Annotated in this window: 17 protein-coding genes; 10 read left to right on the top strand and 7 right to left on the bottom strand. The window is 35.2% G+C overall.

The genetic code is table 11. The features are described from left to right. Positions 1-326: 326 nt before the first annotated feature. The gene (locus M3183_RS23845; protein WP_251473731.1) at positions 327-470 is read left to right on the top strand and encodes a hypothetical protein; all 144 of its coding nucleotides are present in this window, start codon (positions 327-329) and stop codon (positions 468-470) included. Positions 471-879: 409 nt separating this feature from the next. Here the strand turns inward: M3183_RS23845 and M3183_RS23840 are convergent, their stop codons facing one another. Together M3183_RS23840 and M3183_RS23835 are read right to left on the bottom strand one after the other, a co-directional pair. Continuing rightward, a complete protein-coding gene (locus M3183_RS23840; protein WP_251473729.1) occupies positions 880-1,641 on the bottom strand; it encodes a 3-hydroxybutyrate dehydrogenase in 762 nt (253 codons plus the stop codon). A 48-nt stretch (positions 1,642-1,689) separates the two neighbouring features. After that, positions 1,690-2,139 (bottom strand): lipocalin-like domain-containing protein, encoded by a 450-nt coding sequence (locus tag M3183_RS23835; RefSeq protein WP_251473726.1) that lies wholly within the window; start codon positions 2,137-2,139, stop codon positions 1,690-1,692. 157 nt (positions 2,140-2,296) lie between these two features. Here M3183_RS23835 and M3183_RS23830 point away from each other — a divergent pair, with 157 nt between their 5' ends. Next, positions 2,297-3,202: a LysR family transcriptional regulator gene (locus M3183_RS23830; RefSeq protein WP_251473716.1), complete on the top strand. Its 906-nt coding sequence runs from the start codon at positions 2,297-2,299 to the stop codon at positions 3,200-3,202. A gap of 180 nt (positions 3,203-3,382) precedes the next feature. Here M3183_RS23830 and M3183_RS23825 read toward each other — a convergent pair whose 3' ends face one another. Further along, entirely contained in the window at positions 3,383-4,528 is a 1,146-nt protein-coding gene (locus tag M3183_RS23825) for an SH3 domain-containing protein (RefSeq protein ID WP_251473714.1), read from the bottom strand. Positions 4,529-5,027: 499 nt separating this feature from the next. Here M3183_RS23825 and M3183_RS23820 point away from each other — a divergent pair, with 499 nt between their 5' ends. Next, the gene (locus tag M3183_RS23820) at positions 5,028-5,684 is read left to right on the top strand and encodes a lysozyme inhibitor LprI family protein (protein WP_251473713.1); all 657 of its coding nucleotides are present in this window, start codon (positions 5,028-5,030) and stop codon (positions 5,682-5,684) included. A 337-nt stretch (positions 5,685-6,021) separates the two neighbouring features. Here M3183_RS23820 and M3183_RS23815 read toward each other — a convergent pair whose 3' ends face one another. After that, positions 6,022-7,038, bottom strand: a complete 1,017-nt coding sequence (locus M3183_RS23815; protein ID WP_251473712.1) for a DUF1835 domain-containing protein — start codon at positions 7,036-7,038, stop codon at positions 6,022-6,024. A gap of 60 nt (positions 7,039-7,098) precedes the next feature. Then, complete coding sequence (locus M3183_RS23810) at positions 7,099-7,563, bottom strand: MarR family winged helix-turn-helix transcriptional regulator (protein ID WP_251473711.1); 465 nt, start codon at positions 7,561-7,563, stop codon at positions 7,099-7,101. A 228-nt stretch (positions 7,564-7,791) separates the two neighbouring features. Here M3183_RS23810 and M3183_RS23805 point away from each other — a divergent pair, with 228 nt between their 5' ends. Next, positions 7,792-8,607: a class I SAM-dependent methyltransferase gene (locus tag M3183_RS23805; protein WP_251473709.1), complete on the top strand. Its 816-nt coding sequence runs from the start codon at positions 7,792-7,794 to the stop codon at positions 8,605-8,607. An 81-nt stretch (positions 8,608-8,688) separates the two neighbouring features. Then, entirely contained in the window at positions 8,689-8,910 is a 222-nt protein-coding gene (locus M3183_RS23800; protein ID WP_251473707.1) for a hypothetical protein, read from the top strand. Between the two features lie 214 nt (positions 8,911-9,124). On the opposite strand, the gene M3183_RS23795 is transcribed toward M3183_RS23800, so the two are convergent. Beyond that, the gene (locus tag M3183_RS23795; RefSeq protein ID WP_251473705.1) at positions 9,125-9,373 is read right to left on the bottom strand and encodes a hypothetical protein; all 249 of its coding nucleotides are present in this window, start codon (positions 9,371-9,373) and stop codon (positions 9,125-9,127) included. Positions 9,374-9,849: 476 nt separating this feature from the next. Between M3183_RS23795 and M3183_RS23790 the strand changes: the two genes are divergently transcribed. Together M3183_RS23790 and M3183_RS23785 are read left to right on the top strand one after the other, a co-directional pair. Further along, positions 9,850-10,323, top strand: coding sequence for an FUSC family protein (locus tag M3183_RS23790; protein WP_251473703.1), 474 nt, complete (start codon positions 9,850-9,852; stop codon positions 10,321-10,323). Positions 10,324-10,849: 526 nt separating this feature from the next. Then, positions 10,850-11,239 carry a hypothetical protein gene (locus tag M3183_RS23785; RefSeq protein ID WP_251473701.1) on the top strand — a complete coding sequence of 130 codons (390 nt, stop codon included), beginning with the start codon at positions 10,850-10,852 and terminating at the stop codon, positions 11,237-11,239. Positions 11,240-11,700: 461 nt separating this feature from the next. Here M3183_RS23785 and M3183_RS23780 read toward each other — a convergent pair whose 3' ends face one another. Then, positions 11,701-12,573 carry a YitT family protein gene (locus M3183_RS23780; protein ID WP_251473699.1) on the bottom strand — a complete coding sequence of 291 codons (873 nt, stop codon included), beginning with the start codon at positions 12,571-12,573 and terminating at the stop codon, positions 11,701-11,703. A 410-nt stretch (positions 12,574-12,983) separates the two neighbouring features. Between M3183_RS23780 and M3183_RS27510 the strand changes: the two genes are divergently transcribed. From M3183_RS27510 to M3183_RS23770, 3 genes are all read left to right on the top strand, one after another. Further along, complete coding sequence (locus M3183_RS27510; protein WP_396953759.1) at positions 12,984-13,166, top strand: Spo0E family sporulation regulatory protein-aspartic acid phosphatase; 183 nt, start codon at positions 12,984-12,986, stop codon at positions 13,164-13,166. Positions 13,167-13,517: 351 nt separating this feature from the next. Continuing rightward, complete coding sequence (locus tag M3183_RS23775) at positions 13,518-13,985, top strand: hypothetical protein (protein ID WP_251473697.1); 468 nt, start codon at positions 13,518-13,520, stop codon at positions 13,983-13,985. A gap of 161 nt (positions 13,986-14,146) precedes the next feature. After that, the gene (locus M3183_RS23770) at positions 14,147-15,079 is read left to right on the top strand and encodes a DUF3231 family protein (protein ID WP_251473694.1); all 933 of its coding nucleotides are present in this window, start codon (positions 14,147-14,149) and stop codon (positions 15,077-15,079) included. The last annotated feature ends 96 nt before the right edge of the window (positions 15,080-15,175 follow it).

The following is a 15,175-nucleotide window of genomic DNA, read 5'->3' as shown; positions in this document are numbered from 1 at the left end:
CAACTCATTCATCAATCCCCAAATGTTATTACAAGTGCTTTGAAATCCTGCGAATAAGTGAGTATTCGAGAGAAAATCGTATCTAACTGAGGGAGCTTAAATAGTAAAAAATAAGCGGAGTTTTTTCCGTTATTCAATGAAAAGCACCCGATTTTAGCAGTTTAAAATCAAATAAGGGAAATTCCTCCGTCTATTTCAGCTAATTAACATCCAATTTCCTAAATAAGGGGAATTTCTACCTCTATTTTTTGAACGAATCTTAAAAAGGGAGCAAAAAGCAACAATCTTTTTAGAAAAGAGCCTTTTTTAATAAGGATGTTAAGAAAATGACCCCTATTCAAAATCAGCTTAAGTCTATTGGTTTTCAATTTGATATCGATGAGGATGGCAAATATTTATTTTGCAATATAGATCATAATAGATATTCTCCAAAACAAGATGGTATTGATACGAGTATGCTTTATCCTTAAAAACAAAAATACCAATTACTAAATTAAAATCCCATATTCACGATATTATTCATTCCGTCCATTTAGTTAAAACGATACCACTGCCGATTAACACTATTACTATCTCTACCTCTGATGACGAACAGGTCGATGTTGAATATGATGAATGGGTCAATGATGATGATATAAGGGATTTTTTAAAGGAAGAAATCCGCAGACTTGCTAGAGAGAAATGAGTCTGGGTTTAATGTAATTTGTCCTTCTAATTCATTTGGAAATTAAATTAAAGCGGACTCATGCTCATCCGCTTTAATCGTGGTGTGATCCATCTATTTTATCCTCACATCCGCCTGCCTTGCTGCCCAGTGCACCGCCCAGCAGTATAGGGTGAATACATAATCTTATTGTAGATAACCACCTTTACAATGTTTTACATACCGCCCGTAACACCAATACTTTCGCCGGTAATTGCGGCAGCACCATCTGAAGCTAAAAACACAACAGTAGCTCCAATTTCAGAAGGCTCAAGCAAACGTTTCATCCACTGTTTTCCAAGGATATGATGGTTTAGTGCTTCTTCTACTGTCGTTCCATCTTGTTCAGCTAATTCTGGCAACTGTTTTTCGATTAACTTCGTGCGTACAGGTCCAGGCATGATGGCATTTACTGTAATCCCTTCTTTTGCTGTTTCTAATGCTGCAGTTTGTGTAAATCCGACAACACCAAATTTTGCAGCAACATATGCAGATTTATAAGCGTCCGGTATTCTACCGTGAGCTGATGAAATGTTGATGATACGACCTTTTTTCTGTTTCTTCATCACAGGCAATGCATGTTTTGTTATCAGAAACGTTCCAGTCAAAATAACCGCCAACAATTGATTCCATTTTTCCAATGGAAAATCCTCCACTGGAGAGATGAACTGAAGCCCCGCATTATTAACGACAACATCCAATGAACCACGTTCAGAAACTAAATCGTTAATGGCCTTTTTCACCTGTTCCTCGTCTGCAACATTGACAGAGTAACCTTTTGCATTTCCTAATTTAGCAGCTGCATTTTCCGCAGCTTCCATGTTCAAATCAAAAATGGCAACAAAATCACCATTTTGAATGAATGATTCCGCAATAGCATATCCAATTCCTTGTGCTGCACCTGTTACGATCACTGTACGTTCTTTTTGATTAGTCATTACTATTCCCTCCGATTAAAATTTTCCGTGCTTATCATTAGTTGTTATTTAACTTTTTGGTTTTATTCGTTTCCATACTAATTTTGTTTGCTGTTCTTTCCCATCCACAATGATTGGCTGGCTGCTGATTTCAATGATATTATCCTTTAGCGTCACAAAACGAGGCTGTTTATCGCCAAGCCAGGTCGGATTCATGCTGACAGACATATGATGTGTCACAATTTGATTTTCCTCATCTACTTCATATGGGCCGCAATATGCTAGATAGCCTTGCGCTGCTGCGGCCATCTCTTCTTGTGTTCCAGTATGAAGAGCTCCAGAAGCATACGCAGGTCTGCCTTGACTCATCATCTGGGCTGACATAAAACCGTCGGGATGATACATTATAAAACCTGTGCAGTCCTCCCCCATCGGATAGGTCTTATTTCCTTGATCATCTGTAACATGATATGATACTAGACTCCAAATCCCTATTAACTCTTCTTTTTTAAATTCCATTATTATATCCTCCATTCTATACCAGACGACTTATTTGAAAGCTTTACTGTTTTTATTAACTATAAGTGCATCTTCAATTATAAATCCATGATGTTTATAATAAAAATAGATATATTTGATGGAATTTATTTATTAAATCTATAAATGAGGTGACCTGATGGAATTACGTCAAATTCATTACTTCTCAGAAATTGTGAAACATGGGAGTTTTTCAAAAGCGGCTGAAGCTTTATTCATATCACAACCAACCATCAGCAATGTAGTAAAGGAACTTGAAAAGGAACTTGGCTCAAAATTATTAATCCGAACAACAAGGAGATTTGAACTAACAGATGCTGGCCGTTTGCTATATAAACTTAGTCAAACCCTCTCAAATACATTGATTCAATTTGACGAGGAATTGGATGATATAAAAAGTGGTCTAAAGGGCGAAATTAAAATGGGTGTATTTACATCTGTAGGAACTGAAATCTTGACTAAAATAATCGCAGAATTCTATAGTCTATATCCTAAAATTAATATTATTTTTATAGAGGACAGTGCAGCTAATTTAAAAAATGCATTACTACGAGGTGAACTTGATTTAGCAGTTATAAATTTACCAACTCATGAGGAGTTGGAGTCATTCCCATTTTTAAAAGGTGACCTCAGACTTTTAGTCCATCAAGACCACGTTCTTGCTAACAGAGAAAATGTGAAATGGGCTGATTTAAAAAGTGAAAAATACATCATGTTCCGAGAAGGGTTTACGGTTTACGATATGATAATGTGGGAAACTAATCGGTTGGGCTTTCAGCCAGAAATTATATGTGAAACATCCCAATGGAAATTTATTTTAGAACTCGTTTCATTTAATTTAGGAATAGCCATCTTGCCACAAAGTACCCTGACTAAAATTCTAGTAAAACAAAAAGGGATAAATGTTCTGCCGCTTATCGACCCGGTTGTACATTGGGAAATTGGTATTGCATGGCCAAAAGAAAGCTATGTTTCTCTTGCCGCCCGAAAATGGATTGGTTTTCTTCAAGAGAAGCTTCACATGGAATGGACTGAGTCCATTTAAATTCAGTCAGAATTTAAATGGTTTTGAAACAATAATACTCATTTTACATGGTTAAAAGACTCTTTAATTTTATGTAATAAAGTTTCTTCAATAGCCATCTATAAGATATAAAAAAGCCCCTGCTGGATTTAACCCTGCAGGAGCATTTCTATATAGGATCCTTCCGGACATAATAGAGAATTAGTACTTATTTAACTCCTGAATCGGTGTTTGAATAATGACTGGTTTTTTTGCAGGATCCAGCCATTTCAAGATTTTTACTACACCCGCTTGTGTTGTATCTGTGCATCCAAGAGTGTAACCACTCCCCACATGGAAGAAGATGGCACTGCCTTTGTATGGAGTGCGGGCTGTATTGTAATTGATGACAAAGCCGTAGTTATAGGCGGCAATGTTCATATTTTCAGCACTCTTCCATTTACCAATTGTTTTTCGTTTTGATTGCCAAGTGTTGTAAAGTTTTGATTTTGGATCGTCTACCCAAACATCATCACTTGTAATTTTTTTATAAGGCAATTTTGTTCCTGGGTTTGCATATTGGCCAAAAGCGGTACCAATGGTGTATTTTCCAGTTGGTGATTTTTTACCACCTTCCCGCATACTGGATGCTGGAGTGAAACCATATTTACCAATATGCCCTGTTGTAGTGAATACAGGCACCCATTGTCCTTTTGAATTCTTTTCAAACGTGCGGATTTCAGAATTGGTTGTATTGTAGCCATTAGAAGTGACAAGAATGAGCTGCTTGTTACCTCCAACTGTTTTTAAACCTTCTGCCAGGTTTTTTGGAGCTGCTGGCTTCTTGGTCGTTAAATACTTATTGGATACCCAGCCTGTTTTCTTATTAACACTTACTTTATCCCAGCCGCTCTTTGTTTGTGTCACGGTGACTGCTGTGTTTTTCTTTATCGTTGTAACGACCTTTGACTTTGTTGTTGCTGATTGTCTGACGTTTAACACAGTGGCTGTTACATACTTTGTATACGATTTGGTAGTAGCAACAGCTGTTTTCTTGAAAGTATTCGTCACTTTTGCCTTAGAAGCAGCTGGTTTTTTTGTTGTTAGGTATTTATTGGATACCCAGCCTGTTTTCTTATTGACGCTCACCCTATCCCAGCCGCTTTTTGTTTGTGTTACGGTGACTGCTGTGTTTTTCTTTATCGTTGTCATGATCTTTGACTTCGTTGTGGCTGATTGTCTGACATTTAACACAGTGGCTGTTACATACTTTGTTTTTCCAGCAGCATGAACCTTTAACCCCGAAATACTTGTAAACCCTGAAATAATTAATAATATGGCTAGAAAATAAGAAATGAATTTTTTCATGTCTTCCGGCAAAATTTCAATTAAGAAACTTCACCCTATGCTCCTCCCCGTTTGTCCAGAATCATTACAAATATAAAAACAAAAATATTTCTATTTCCCTATCTTAGTAAAACTTAATAGACCATCAAAAGACCAAATAGTAAGGGCTGCTGGTTCCTCAACCAATTACTTGATAACTGGCAGGTATACTCATTTTAAAGTAAACCCCTGTAGTATTGGCTTCCATTTTTCATTATATTAGGTACTAAGTTCCATTTCCATTATACTCCTAAAATAAGTTTTCATATTTATTTTTCTACTAAAATTTCATGATTTTAAAAATTCATCAAAACAACTTTAAATGGTAAATGTAACCCTGTTTATATTGGTTCACAAAGAAACATTTGCAAATGGAATATTCAAATTTTTATGTTAACATTGGCATTAGAATTATAGGACTATAAAGGTATTTTTACGTATTAAGAAATGAAGACATATGATTTTTGCAAAGGGGTTTAAAATGAAAAATAATCGAAACTATTTAATTACATTGTTAACAGGGATATTAGTCATACTGGCTGCATGTGGAGACATATCTGTTGAGTCAAATGCTAAGCCATCAAAGAACAGTCCGATTCAAACTGCCAATGGTGATTCATCAAAGAAAGAATCAACAGAAAAGGATAAAATGACCAAGGAGGACTCTTCAGAGGACACTGGCAGCCAGCGGTTTAATGACCAAGGAGAAAGTTCTAGTAATTCATCAACAAATACAAATGATGAAGAGTCATTGAAATCCAGTAATAGTGATAGTGAAATTACGGAAGGTAAAAAGGACAAATTTCTCAAAAAACTAAACGAAATGGACAGATCAGACAGATATGCAGAGGCTAAAACAACAAAAGTTGAAATAGAAGAACAAGAGACTCAAAGATATAAAAAATGGGATGCAGCCTTAAATGAAATTTATGGAGTGTTGAAAGAACAACTTCGTACGGAACAGATGGATAAATTAAGAGAAGAACAACGAAACTGGGTAAAACACAGAGATAAAGCCGCGAAAGAAGCTTCACTTAAATATAAAGGCGGTTCGATGGAATCATTAGAATATGTGGCTTCACAAGCAAGTCTAACAAAAGAGAGATGCTATGAGCTGGTTGCAAAGTATATGAATTAGTTTCTAATTCATACCAGCAGTTGATTCGCCATGTACGGCACTCATCCAGTATTTTAATTCAGTGTACAGATGTTGATTTTCTAACTACTATTTTTACCTAAATATATAAAAAAGTTAAGGGCTTGGAAAACCTTGTTAAAAAGAAGCTTGGGTATACAAGCTCCTTTTGCTATAGCTGTCATGATTTCTTGTTTAGTGCCCGTTTAGCTTATTAATAGGATTAATACTATGTTTTTTAATCCTCATCTGGGCCAACGTCACAGGCCTTCTGAATTTAATCAAATCTGTATAAAGTCTTTCACCAGCAAGATAAAGCTGTCCAAATGCGAGGTATTATTTAATTCAATCTTACACTGTAATGCCTCATTGTCTTCGGAATTCCCTTTATTTCAAATATCCTGTTATAAATCAGACTCCTTACTCTGTATTCCAGGAAGGCATCACTTACATTCCCCTCCATTTGGCCCAAAACCTCACCAATTAACCTCGCTGCTTTCATGAACTCCATTTTCCCCTTTTTTCTATGCCATTTTCGGGCGGCATCAATAATCAATTGGTCATAATAATCTTCACTTACTGCTTCAATTTGCTGCTTTATCCATTTCCGTAATACCTCTTTTGATTTAGAGAGAATCGTCCATTCTTCCGCAAATCTGTTTCTCTCTTCCCAGGTTAAAGGACTCGATTTCTTCATCTGATAAATTTGATTTAATTTCCCCGGCTCCACTTCTCCCGTATGATGATAAAAATATTGGTACTCATCTGTATTAAATAATTCCTGGTATGCCACCGTTGAATTGATTAAAAAAAGGGGATTTTTCTTTTCCTTTAGTAAATAGATTAGGTAACGCAATCCCGTTTGTTCGTGTGCATTTTCGGCTGTCCATAAAACAATTGGCATTTGCTCTGGAATCGCACGGATTTCTTCAAGAGTCCTCATCATTTTGTTTACATACTCTTCCTCAAGGTAATCCATTTCAATATTTAAATGTTCCAGCAGCCATTCGTAACGATACCTTCGTCCAGTTTCATTATGAAGCTCCCAAATCGGTCCTTCAGCAAACATATCCGGAAAGCCGATCACCTTATTTTCATGGTCTAATCCGAACTTCAATGAGCCTGCAGGAGATTCGCCGCAAACAATATGTACAGTTGTATAATTCCGTTCCCAAGGCTTATGGTTTTGTAATTCTCTTAGAACTTCATCGTATAAAAAGTATAGTTCTTCCATCATTTCTTCTTTTCTATCTTTTAATTCACGGATGTTGTTTAATCGGTACATCATCGTAAATAATAGGCTCTTTGCTTCACTGCCTGTTAACTTTTCTATAGATTGGTGGATATTGTCTGTCATCGTTCAAATTCACCCCATTTCCTATGTTAAACATACCTACCCTCATTAATGCTTGTGGACTTAATAACTACTTTCGATTAGACGGTCTAATAGTTCCTTCTGTATACGGAGTAATGACTGAATATCTTCTTCAGGTATTTTTTCTAATGCAGAAAGCATAGTTCTATAAGAAATTGCATTCTTACTGGACTTTCTCGACACTTCCTCTCCCTTCACTGTTAATTGTAACTTTACCTCTCTTCGATCTTCTGCTGAAAATTTCCTTTCTACCAGGCCCATCTTAACCAGTTTATCAATCCCAATACTTATGGTACTCTTTGAGGATACAAGTCTCTCAACCAGTTCTTGCTGCGTTGATTGAGGAAAGGCGAATAACGTATTCAGGATAGATAGCTGTTGAAGTGATAGTCCAAAACTCTCAGCATTCTTTTTTGTTAATTTGGCTGTAAACTTGTTAATAGCCCAAAATGATTGATAAACCTCTTTTACTTGCTTTACCTTCGGATCATTAAAATTTATCCCCATTACATCCACCCCTATCAGGAATATAGTTCATTTGTAAACTGTTTTATTATGAAACATATTATCTTAAAATTTAAAAAGGAAAAAGGACTAAACATTTCTTTTTCGGTTGTTTTTTAATAAGCTAAGAAAGAACAGTTGGATTTAAGAGATGCCCGCCATAAAATGAACATACTTTTTTAAAAATGGGAGGGTAATGTACTGTTATTACATTGTACAGGAGAGAAACTGATGGATTTAACTGGAACCCATAAAATAAATTTCACAGAAGAAAAGCAAACTCTTTTAATCACCTTATATGCCAAGGCCTTGGATAGCCGATTAAAGAATTCCATTTTAAATGATAGAAAGGCCGAAGAGATTCTTCACATGATTGACTATGACTTTGAAAAAATAAATAGCTTTGGCAATGAAATTATGGTCGTAAGGGCCAAACAATTGGATACATGGGTGCAGGAGTTTATGAAAGAGAATCCCAATGCATCGGTACTTAATCTTGGCTGCGGCCTGGATACAAGAATATCAAGAATAAATCCGCCATCAACAATTCAGTGGTTTGATGTAGATTTTCCTGAAGTGATAGAACTGCGAAAGTCCTTTTTTTCAAATCACGAGGGATACGAAATGATTTCGTCTTCGGTTATGGAGCTGAACTGGTTAGAGCAGATTCCAAGAAACAAGCCAGTCATGGTTATTGCGGAAGGCATGTTGGAATACCTGACTGAAAAAGAAGTAAAAGATCTCGTTAACCGGCTGACAAGCTATTTTCCTGCCGGGAAGATGGCGTTTGATGTGATGAATTCCTTTGCTGTCAATTCCGGTAAAGAAGAACTCAAGCAGACTACAGGAGCGATACACAAATGGTCAGTTAATGATCTACATGACGTAGATCAATTAGATTCCAAGTTGAAGAGAGCCGACAGTTTATCCGTATTTAAGTCAAAATTCATTCATAAACTTCCATTAAAAACTCGCTTACTTTTTTCCGCCATGTACATTTTTCCAAGCTTTAGAAATATGATGCGGATACTATTATATAAGTTTTGAATACCTTTTAGGTGGAGGCAGCAGCTAATCAAACGTTTGATAAAAAAGAGCCAGTGACTTAAAAGACAAGGGGGAAAATGGATGAACATGACTCCAATGCAAAGAACTGTGCTGCTGACACTAACAACGGAGTGGCAGACGCCCATACAGATTGTGAATCAGATTCCGAAAGCATCGGTGAATTTATCCGATGTGCAGCAGGCACTTGAAGACCTTTTGCGTGAAAAATTAGTGAAGATGAATCCAGTCGTTTTCGGACTATATCGACTAACCGCAGATGGCATAGCCAGAAAGGAATTTTGATTTGGGAGGGAACCAATAAGAAGTTACACGAGGGGATAAAATTTACTTCTTTGCGATGTAAGTTGGGGTTATTGGAGAGGAATCAGTACATGCTTAGCAGGCCGAACCGTCCATTTGGTATTCAACATTGGAAAAAGAAAATAAAAGAAGGCAGTCCATTTTATTTAAGGGACTATCTTCTTTTAATATAATATTTAACCCCGTTTTTTGTATTTTAAATATTATTCCCAGAATTCGTTTTTATATTTTGATCATTAATATTGCCATCTGCAAGTTCGAAGTTATCCAAATTAATGTTATAGTTTTTGGTTACAATGTCAAAAAGTCCAAATGTGCCTCCATGTGCTGAATTACTTTTCATATTGGCATCCATCCCAGTTACAATATTTTGGCCGACAAAAACTACTCCGTTTTGCTGTGGTGTATTCACGTTAATTGTACCTATATTAATATTTAAAGCCATTCCTAATCACCCTTTTGTTTGTTAATCACCATCATTAAAACTAAAGCCACAACACGTGTATAATCTCATTTTTATTATATTAAGAGAAACTCTTTAATCTTGTCCACAATAAGTCAATGACCTGCCAAGAAAGAGGAGAATTCAAAAGTTCGTTAACCTCTTTTTCATAAGATGTTATATCCATTTACTGTAACTTACTTTTGAGCTTTAGTTATCATACCACATACCATATGTTATGCTTGTTCAATTTTTCTGCCAAGGCACGGGAAATCTTTTCTCAAAAAGATAAGAATTTGTCTATAATGAGGCGGATTAAAGACATCAATGCAGGAAATTTCAATAAATCATGTATAAAGAACTAGTTCCTTTCCTCGTTAGACACCCTTTCTTCCAAAACAAAAAAATCTCATTATATATTTATAAATGTTTGGAATGATAAAAAAAATAGCAAGCAAATATAGGCAGGAGATGAAAAAATGAAAAATAACGTTCCAGGTGATAATATTTCTATTCTAATATGGAATATGTCAATAGGCAGTACTTTATCCTGGGAATTAGCAAAAATAATGGGCTCTTCCCATCCTTATTTAGCTCCGCTTTCGGTTATCCTCTCTCTTCAATCAACAGACGAAAAAACGATTAGTTTATCCATAAAGCGTTTGATTGGAACTATTATTGGTATATTTGTTACCGTTCTGATAGCAAGTAATATGAAAATAAATGGATGGAATTTAGGGATTTTAATCTTTTTAGGGGGTTACGCAGAAAAATATTTAAAATTAGACAGAAAAGTCCTTCATCAGACTGCCCTTACGATTTTATTTGTTTTTGCATTTGAACATCAAACCAAACATTATGCATTAGACAGGTTAAGAGATACCTTAATTGGAGTATCGATAGCGTGTATTATTCAATTAGTTTGGTTTCGTATCATTTTTCGGAAACCGTGACACCTTTTCCATCTAACAAACCACCGACACAAATGGTCATTGTATGCAGCAAAAGGGTGCTGCATACAATTTATTGGTAAAGGTCATTTAACCGATGTAGATTGTAATCAAAAATAAAATAAAGCTCATGGAAGTACCTATGGGAATGCCATTCTTAAACCCATTCTCTTACCTCCTTGCGAAACAAGAATGCTTCTCTTTTCTCTTTTTTCCATTCTGCTTTTAAGTTCACCCCCAGAATAGAGTTTAGGCTGCTTCCTCCCTTTCTTCCCACACCAATCATTATCTTATCTTGTTATTGTCTCATGCTTGCTCTATTGTCCCGCTTTAAACCATTGATATAGCAGGTTTTCCCGCTTTTAACCAAACGTTTGATTAGTTTTCTTGCTTTGTTCATCAAACGTTTAATGAATAAGAAAAAACATTGCATGGTACAGGCACTATTCTTTTTCAAAAATTAGTAAACCTTGTCCAAACAAACTCTGAAACTTTTCATATAATAATTGCAAAAACTAGAGGTGTTTGTATGGGATTAGTACCTTGTAGGGCAACAACTTCATTTCCTTTTAGCGGAACAACAATTACAACGGAATTTTTATTAAATACTTTAACTATATCCATTACTAATGTTTATTCTGATATAGAAAGTTTTTGTATTGGGTTACCGTGTTTAACATCTTTTGAATGTGCTGGCGACAATGCTATGTGTCAAACCTGTTCCTTTTCTGAATCTTTTTGTGTTATTGAACGAGGATATGGAGTATCTCTTAATCCTCCTCAACAGGCTAACACAACAAAAACTTATGTGTTTACATTTCCTGAAACGTTTGAAGCAGGCAGTGGATTGATTAGCATACATTTCAGTGATGGGAGAAGCGAGTGTCAAGAAATAGACTGTATTCCAGTTTGCAGTTAATGAGATTGTTTAAAAGAATTGATTGTTCCAAGGCCAATTCACCTTAAAATCAGGTGGATTTTTAGTGTGAAATTAGCGATACTTTAGCTGCAGTTTTAGAAATAAAATTGGTCCTCCCTAAGTAAGTAAAACCGGGCAAAAACCGCCCGGTCCTTTTTTGGCTCCTTTTTATAAGCCGGGGAAAACCCTAAAATATTGCGATTCCTTTTTCACTTTAATTCAGGTTATGTACAGTCAGAACTATTTTGAATAGAAAATTGCATTTGGGCTCTTCTATTTTCATCATTTATCTAAACTGAAATCTTTCTTTCGATTTCCTTCTTTAAATTCGGATGTTTTAAAAATAATATATGATATATAAATACACACCTATTTTTTGATCTTCCATCTTTCTGCAATGTATATAGGAGGCTGGGCAGCAATTCACTTTAGGCTCCGTTAATCTATCCACAAAGTGTTATCTAATGAATATTGTTCTTCCTAAAATTACCTCCCCTTACTTCTGATACGTCATAGACAGTAACAAAGGATTTTGGGTCAATTTCATTAATAATTTCCTTTAGTTTGGTTTCTTCTAAACGATTAATAACACAGGTAATTTCTTTAAACTTTTCGTGGGAAAACCCTCCATAAACTTCGTTAAATGTTGCACTTCGACCTAAGCGGTCACGTATAATCCCTACCATCAATTCGGGTTGAGCTGTGATAATTTTAAAGGTTTTGGAACCACTTAAACCTTCTTCTACTATGTGAATGACCTTAGAAGCAATATAGTAAGCAATTGCTGAAAGAATTGCTCCTTGCAGACCAAATACGAATGAAACAATAATAAAAACAAACGCATTTAAGAAAAGAATGAAATCACTTGTCCCAAACGGCAACTTCCTAGATAGCAGTACGGCAAGCATATCAATTCCATCTAATGCACCGCCATTCCGCAAGGCTAATCCCATCCCAGAACCCAGGATAATACCACCAACAACAGTAATTAACAGTGTATCTCCTTTAATAATGGCTGGAGCATGATGAAACAAAATTGTGCCGACAGAGAGAGAAACAATTCCGATAATCGAAAAAAATGCGAAGGTTTTTCCAATTTGCTGATAACCTAACCATATAAATGGGATATTGATAATTGCAATTAAAGCTCCTAATGGTAAATCAAATAATTCTGAACCAACAATACTTAGACCGGTCACACCTCCATCTGATACACTATTAGGAATTAATACTGTTTCTAGCCCATATGCAGCTATAAATCCCCCAATAATAACTAATAATCCTCTTAAAATCATTCTTAGTTTGTTCGTCTTTTGCTTCTGTATTGTACTCATATCTTTCCTCTCATCCTATTTTTTTGTGATAAAGTATACCATAAAATTCTTTTTAATTACTGCACTATTGTCAGAAATAGACAGGAAACTCCTTATTAAACAATAGGAAATCTTTGTACTATTTAAACTTTCGATGGATGTCATATTAAACAAACCTACCACGTTTAGAAGTTTAAAGATCTCTCCAAGACCCAATCTTTACCTCAAAATTAAAGAGTTTCTTTCTAAGGTTATATTCCTCAGGAATGGTGCCCGTTATACAAGCAAGTACCTTTACCTTTTGTATGTTCACAAGTCTTTGTAAAGTTTATTTGTTTGTAAAAATTTTAGTGGAATTTTAGAACAAAATTGGATAAATTATTTATAATAATAGTTAATTAGTACCTAACTATACCAGGAGGTTTATCATAATGAACAAGTGTTTTCTTGAATTATTACTGTTAAAAACAATAAATGAACAAAAGAGTGAACTAACATTAGTTGCTAAGCTTAACGGAATTACCAGCCCCGAAACTGTGCAATGCAGTCAAAAGTTAGATATATTACTCAATATACATAACAAGATACAGTCAGAAAATACTACAAAACAATAACCCCTCATTTTCTTGAAAATTAGATACAGGATCATTTTTGAATGTATATAGAGATTATCAAAACAGAAACAGAACGACCTCCAAGGATCTAAGGAATATATTTAAAATAAATAAAACCTTCCATCAATAGACCAAAGGAAGGTTATTTGGCATTTACATTTTTAGTATAATCATGTGATTTTAAAGATTCCCAATGAAATGATTGCCAAACGATTAGCTGTTTTAGTAACTAAAGCGTCCTCGCCTTCTCAGATAGGTCGTTTTGCTAATTAGGATTTAATAACAGGATCTATTTTTGGATACCTTATCAAGGAAGCGGCAGCTAGTCTATTTAGGAAAAGGATGTTATGGATGTCAAAAAAGATTCAAAGGATTTTAAATATTGTTATGGTCTCCATTGCATTGTCAACAGTACCTTTTATGGGGTTACAAAATTTAAAGCGATTTTTACCTGTTTCAATCCTTATCGGTATGGTAGAAGGGATTAATGCAAAAGTGGGAAAAAAACGAAGATGGTGGGTCTTCTATAATAAACCAAATTCATACTTTTTTAATGAATTTCCTTTTAATATTGGTGTGTTTTTGGTTACTTCACTTTGGATAATGAAGTGGTCATATGGAAAGTTCGTAAAGTTTATTCTACTTAATGCAATCGGTAATGCCCTTTTTGCTTATCCATTCGCCAAATTTGCGAGAAAAATAAAGTATTTTACATTGGTTCGGCTTAATCATTTACAATTTTTCTTCTATTTCTTTTCTAAGGTATTTTTGTTTTATGGATTCCAATATCTGTTTGAACGGTACAAAAGGTCTAAATAACAAAAATCTGATTTATCTGTATACCATATAACCAATACCTAAAATATTTTCAACACAACAAATGGGAAAAATAGGAGGTATTTCCTTGAGATTTTTGGAGAAAACAAAAACAAATACCTTAACCGCTGCAGAAGTTTCGGCTCTATGGCTTCAATATATGGGTGATAGTATGGCAGTATTTTCTAAACATTGTTGAAAACAAAGAGATAAAACCCGTTTTAGAATTCGCATTACAGTTAGCTGAGAGCCATATTACGAAAATCACAGAATTCCTAAAAGGTGCTGATTTTCAAGTTCCAATAGGATTTACAGAGAATGACGTAAATATAAATGCCCCTCGTTTGTTTTCTGATCAATTTTTACTTTTTTACTCCTATATTATGACAATTCATGGATTAACGGCCTACAGTTTAGCTTTTACAAACGCAGAGAGAAAAGACATTCAAGATTATCTTTTTGAATGTACAGTAACTTCTAAGGAATTATTCCAAAAGATAATGGAATTGGCTAAAAATCAGCCAAAATTTACAAATGTCCCTTCCATTCCTTCACCCCATGGGGCGAAGCTTATAGAATCAACAGGGCTCATTGACAATTTAATTGGGGACAAAAGACCACTAAATAGTTCAGAAATTAGTACTCTTTTCTTTAGTTCAACGAAAACTGGATTTATCAAGGCGTTGAGTCTGGCTTTTAGTCAGGTGGCGGAGCTGGAAGAAGTTCGTCATTTTATGGTAAAGAACGTTAAATTAGCTGGGAAGGATGCTGAAAGTTTTGATACTATCCTGCAACAGGATCATTTACCCATACCTGAGAAATGGGATGCTGATATTACTGATTGTACTGTAAGTCCATTTTCCGATAAACTACTCATGTTTCACGCAGGATTTTTAGTAAATGCAGCTCTTTCTTATTATGGAGCATCTTTAGGTTCCACCCTCAGATCAGATGTCATTGTAAACTATAGTAAAGTATTTACCCATGCTATGGAGGCAGGTGCCCTTTCTTACAATATTATGGTTAAACACGGCTGGTTAGAAAAACAGCCAGAAGCGATTGACAGAAAATCGCTGGTAGAAGGTTCAGAGAAATAAAAGGGCTAATTGTGAGTTGTACCATAGTGCAGCTCCTTTTCTTTTCACCAGTTAAAAGGGAAATGATAACCCTACTAATACTACAAATTCAAAGGT

The sequence above is a fragment of the Neobacillus mesonae genome (genome assembly GCF_023715155.1).
Taxonomy (GTDB): domain Bacteria; phylum Bacillota; class Bacilli; order Bacillales; family Cytobacillaceae; genus Neobacillus; species Neobacillus mesonae_A.
This window is presented reverse-complemented; position numbering and strand designations above follow the sequence as displayed.

Coding starts and splice junctions, on each gene's coding strand:
- M3183_RS23830 (WP_251473716.1), top strand. CDS start 2,297: ATGGAATTACGTCAAATTCATTACTTCTCAGAAATTGTGAAACATGGG.
- M3183_RS23825 (WP_251473714.1), bottom strand. CDS start 4,528: ATGAAAAAATTCATTTCTTATTTTCTAGCCATATTATTAATTATTTCA.
- M3183_RS23780 (WP_251473699.1), bottom strand. CDS start 12,573: ATGAGTACAATACAGAAGCAAAAGACGAACAAACTAAGAATGATTTTA.
- M3183_RS23835 (WP_251473726.1), bottom strand. CDS start 2,139: ATGGAATTTAAAAAAGAAGAGTTAATAGGGATTTGGAGTCTAGTATCA.
- M3183_RS23815 (WP_251473712.1), bottom strand. CDS start 7,038: ATGACAGACAATATCCACCAATCTATAGAAAAGTTAACAGGCAGTGAA.
- M3183_RS23845 (WP_251473731.1), top strand. CDS start 327: ATGACCCCTATTCAAAATCAGCTTAAGTCTATTGGTTTTCAATTTGAT.
- M3183_RS23775 (WP_251473697.1), top strand. CDS start 13,518: ATGTCAAAAAAGATTCAAAGGATTTTAAATATTGTTATGGTCTCCATT.
- M3183_RS23840 (WP_251473729.1), bottom strand. CDS start 1,641: ATGACTAATCAAAAAGAACGTACAGTGATCGTAACAGGTGCAGCACAA.
- M3183_RS23795 (WP_251473705.1), bottom strand. CDS start 9,373: ATGGCTTTAAATATTAATATAGGTACAATTAACGTGAATACACCACAG.
- M3183_RS23800 (WP_251473707.1), top strand. CDS start 8,689: ATGAACATGACTCCAATGCAAAGAACTGTGCTGCTGACACTAACAACG.
- M3183_RS23810 (WP_251473711.1), bottom strand. CDS start 7,563: ATGGGGATAAATTTTAATGATCCGAAGGTAAAGCAAGTAAAAGAGGTT.
- M3183_RS23820 (WP_251473713.1), top strand. CDS start 5,028: ATGAAAAATAATCGAAACTATTTAATTACATTGTTAACAGGGATATTA.
- M3183_RS23790 (WP_251473703.1), top strand. CDS start 9,850: ATGAAAAATAACGTTCCAGGTGATAATATTTCTATTCTAATATGGAAT.
- M3183_RS27510 (WP_396953759.1), top strand. CDS start 12,984: ATGAACAAGTGTTTTCTTGAATTATTACTGTTAAAAACAATAAATGAA.
- M3183_RS23805 (WP_251473709.1), top strand. CDS start 7,792: ATGGATTTAACTGGAACCCATAAAATAAATTTCACAGAAGAAAAGCAA.
- M3183_RS23785 (WP_251473701.1), top strand. CDS start 10,850: ATGGGATTAGTACCTTGTAGGGCAACAACTTCATTTCCTTTTAGCGGA.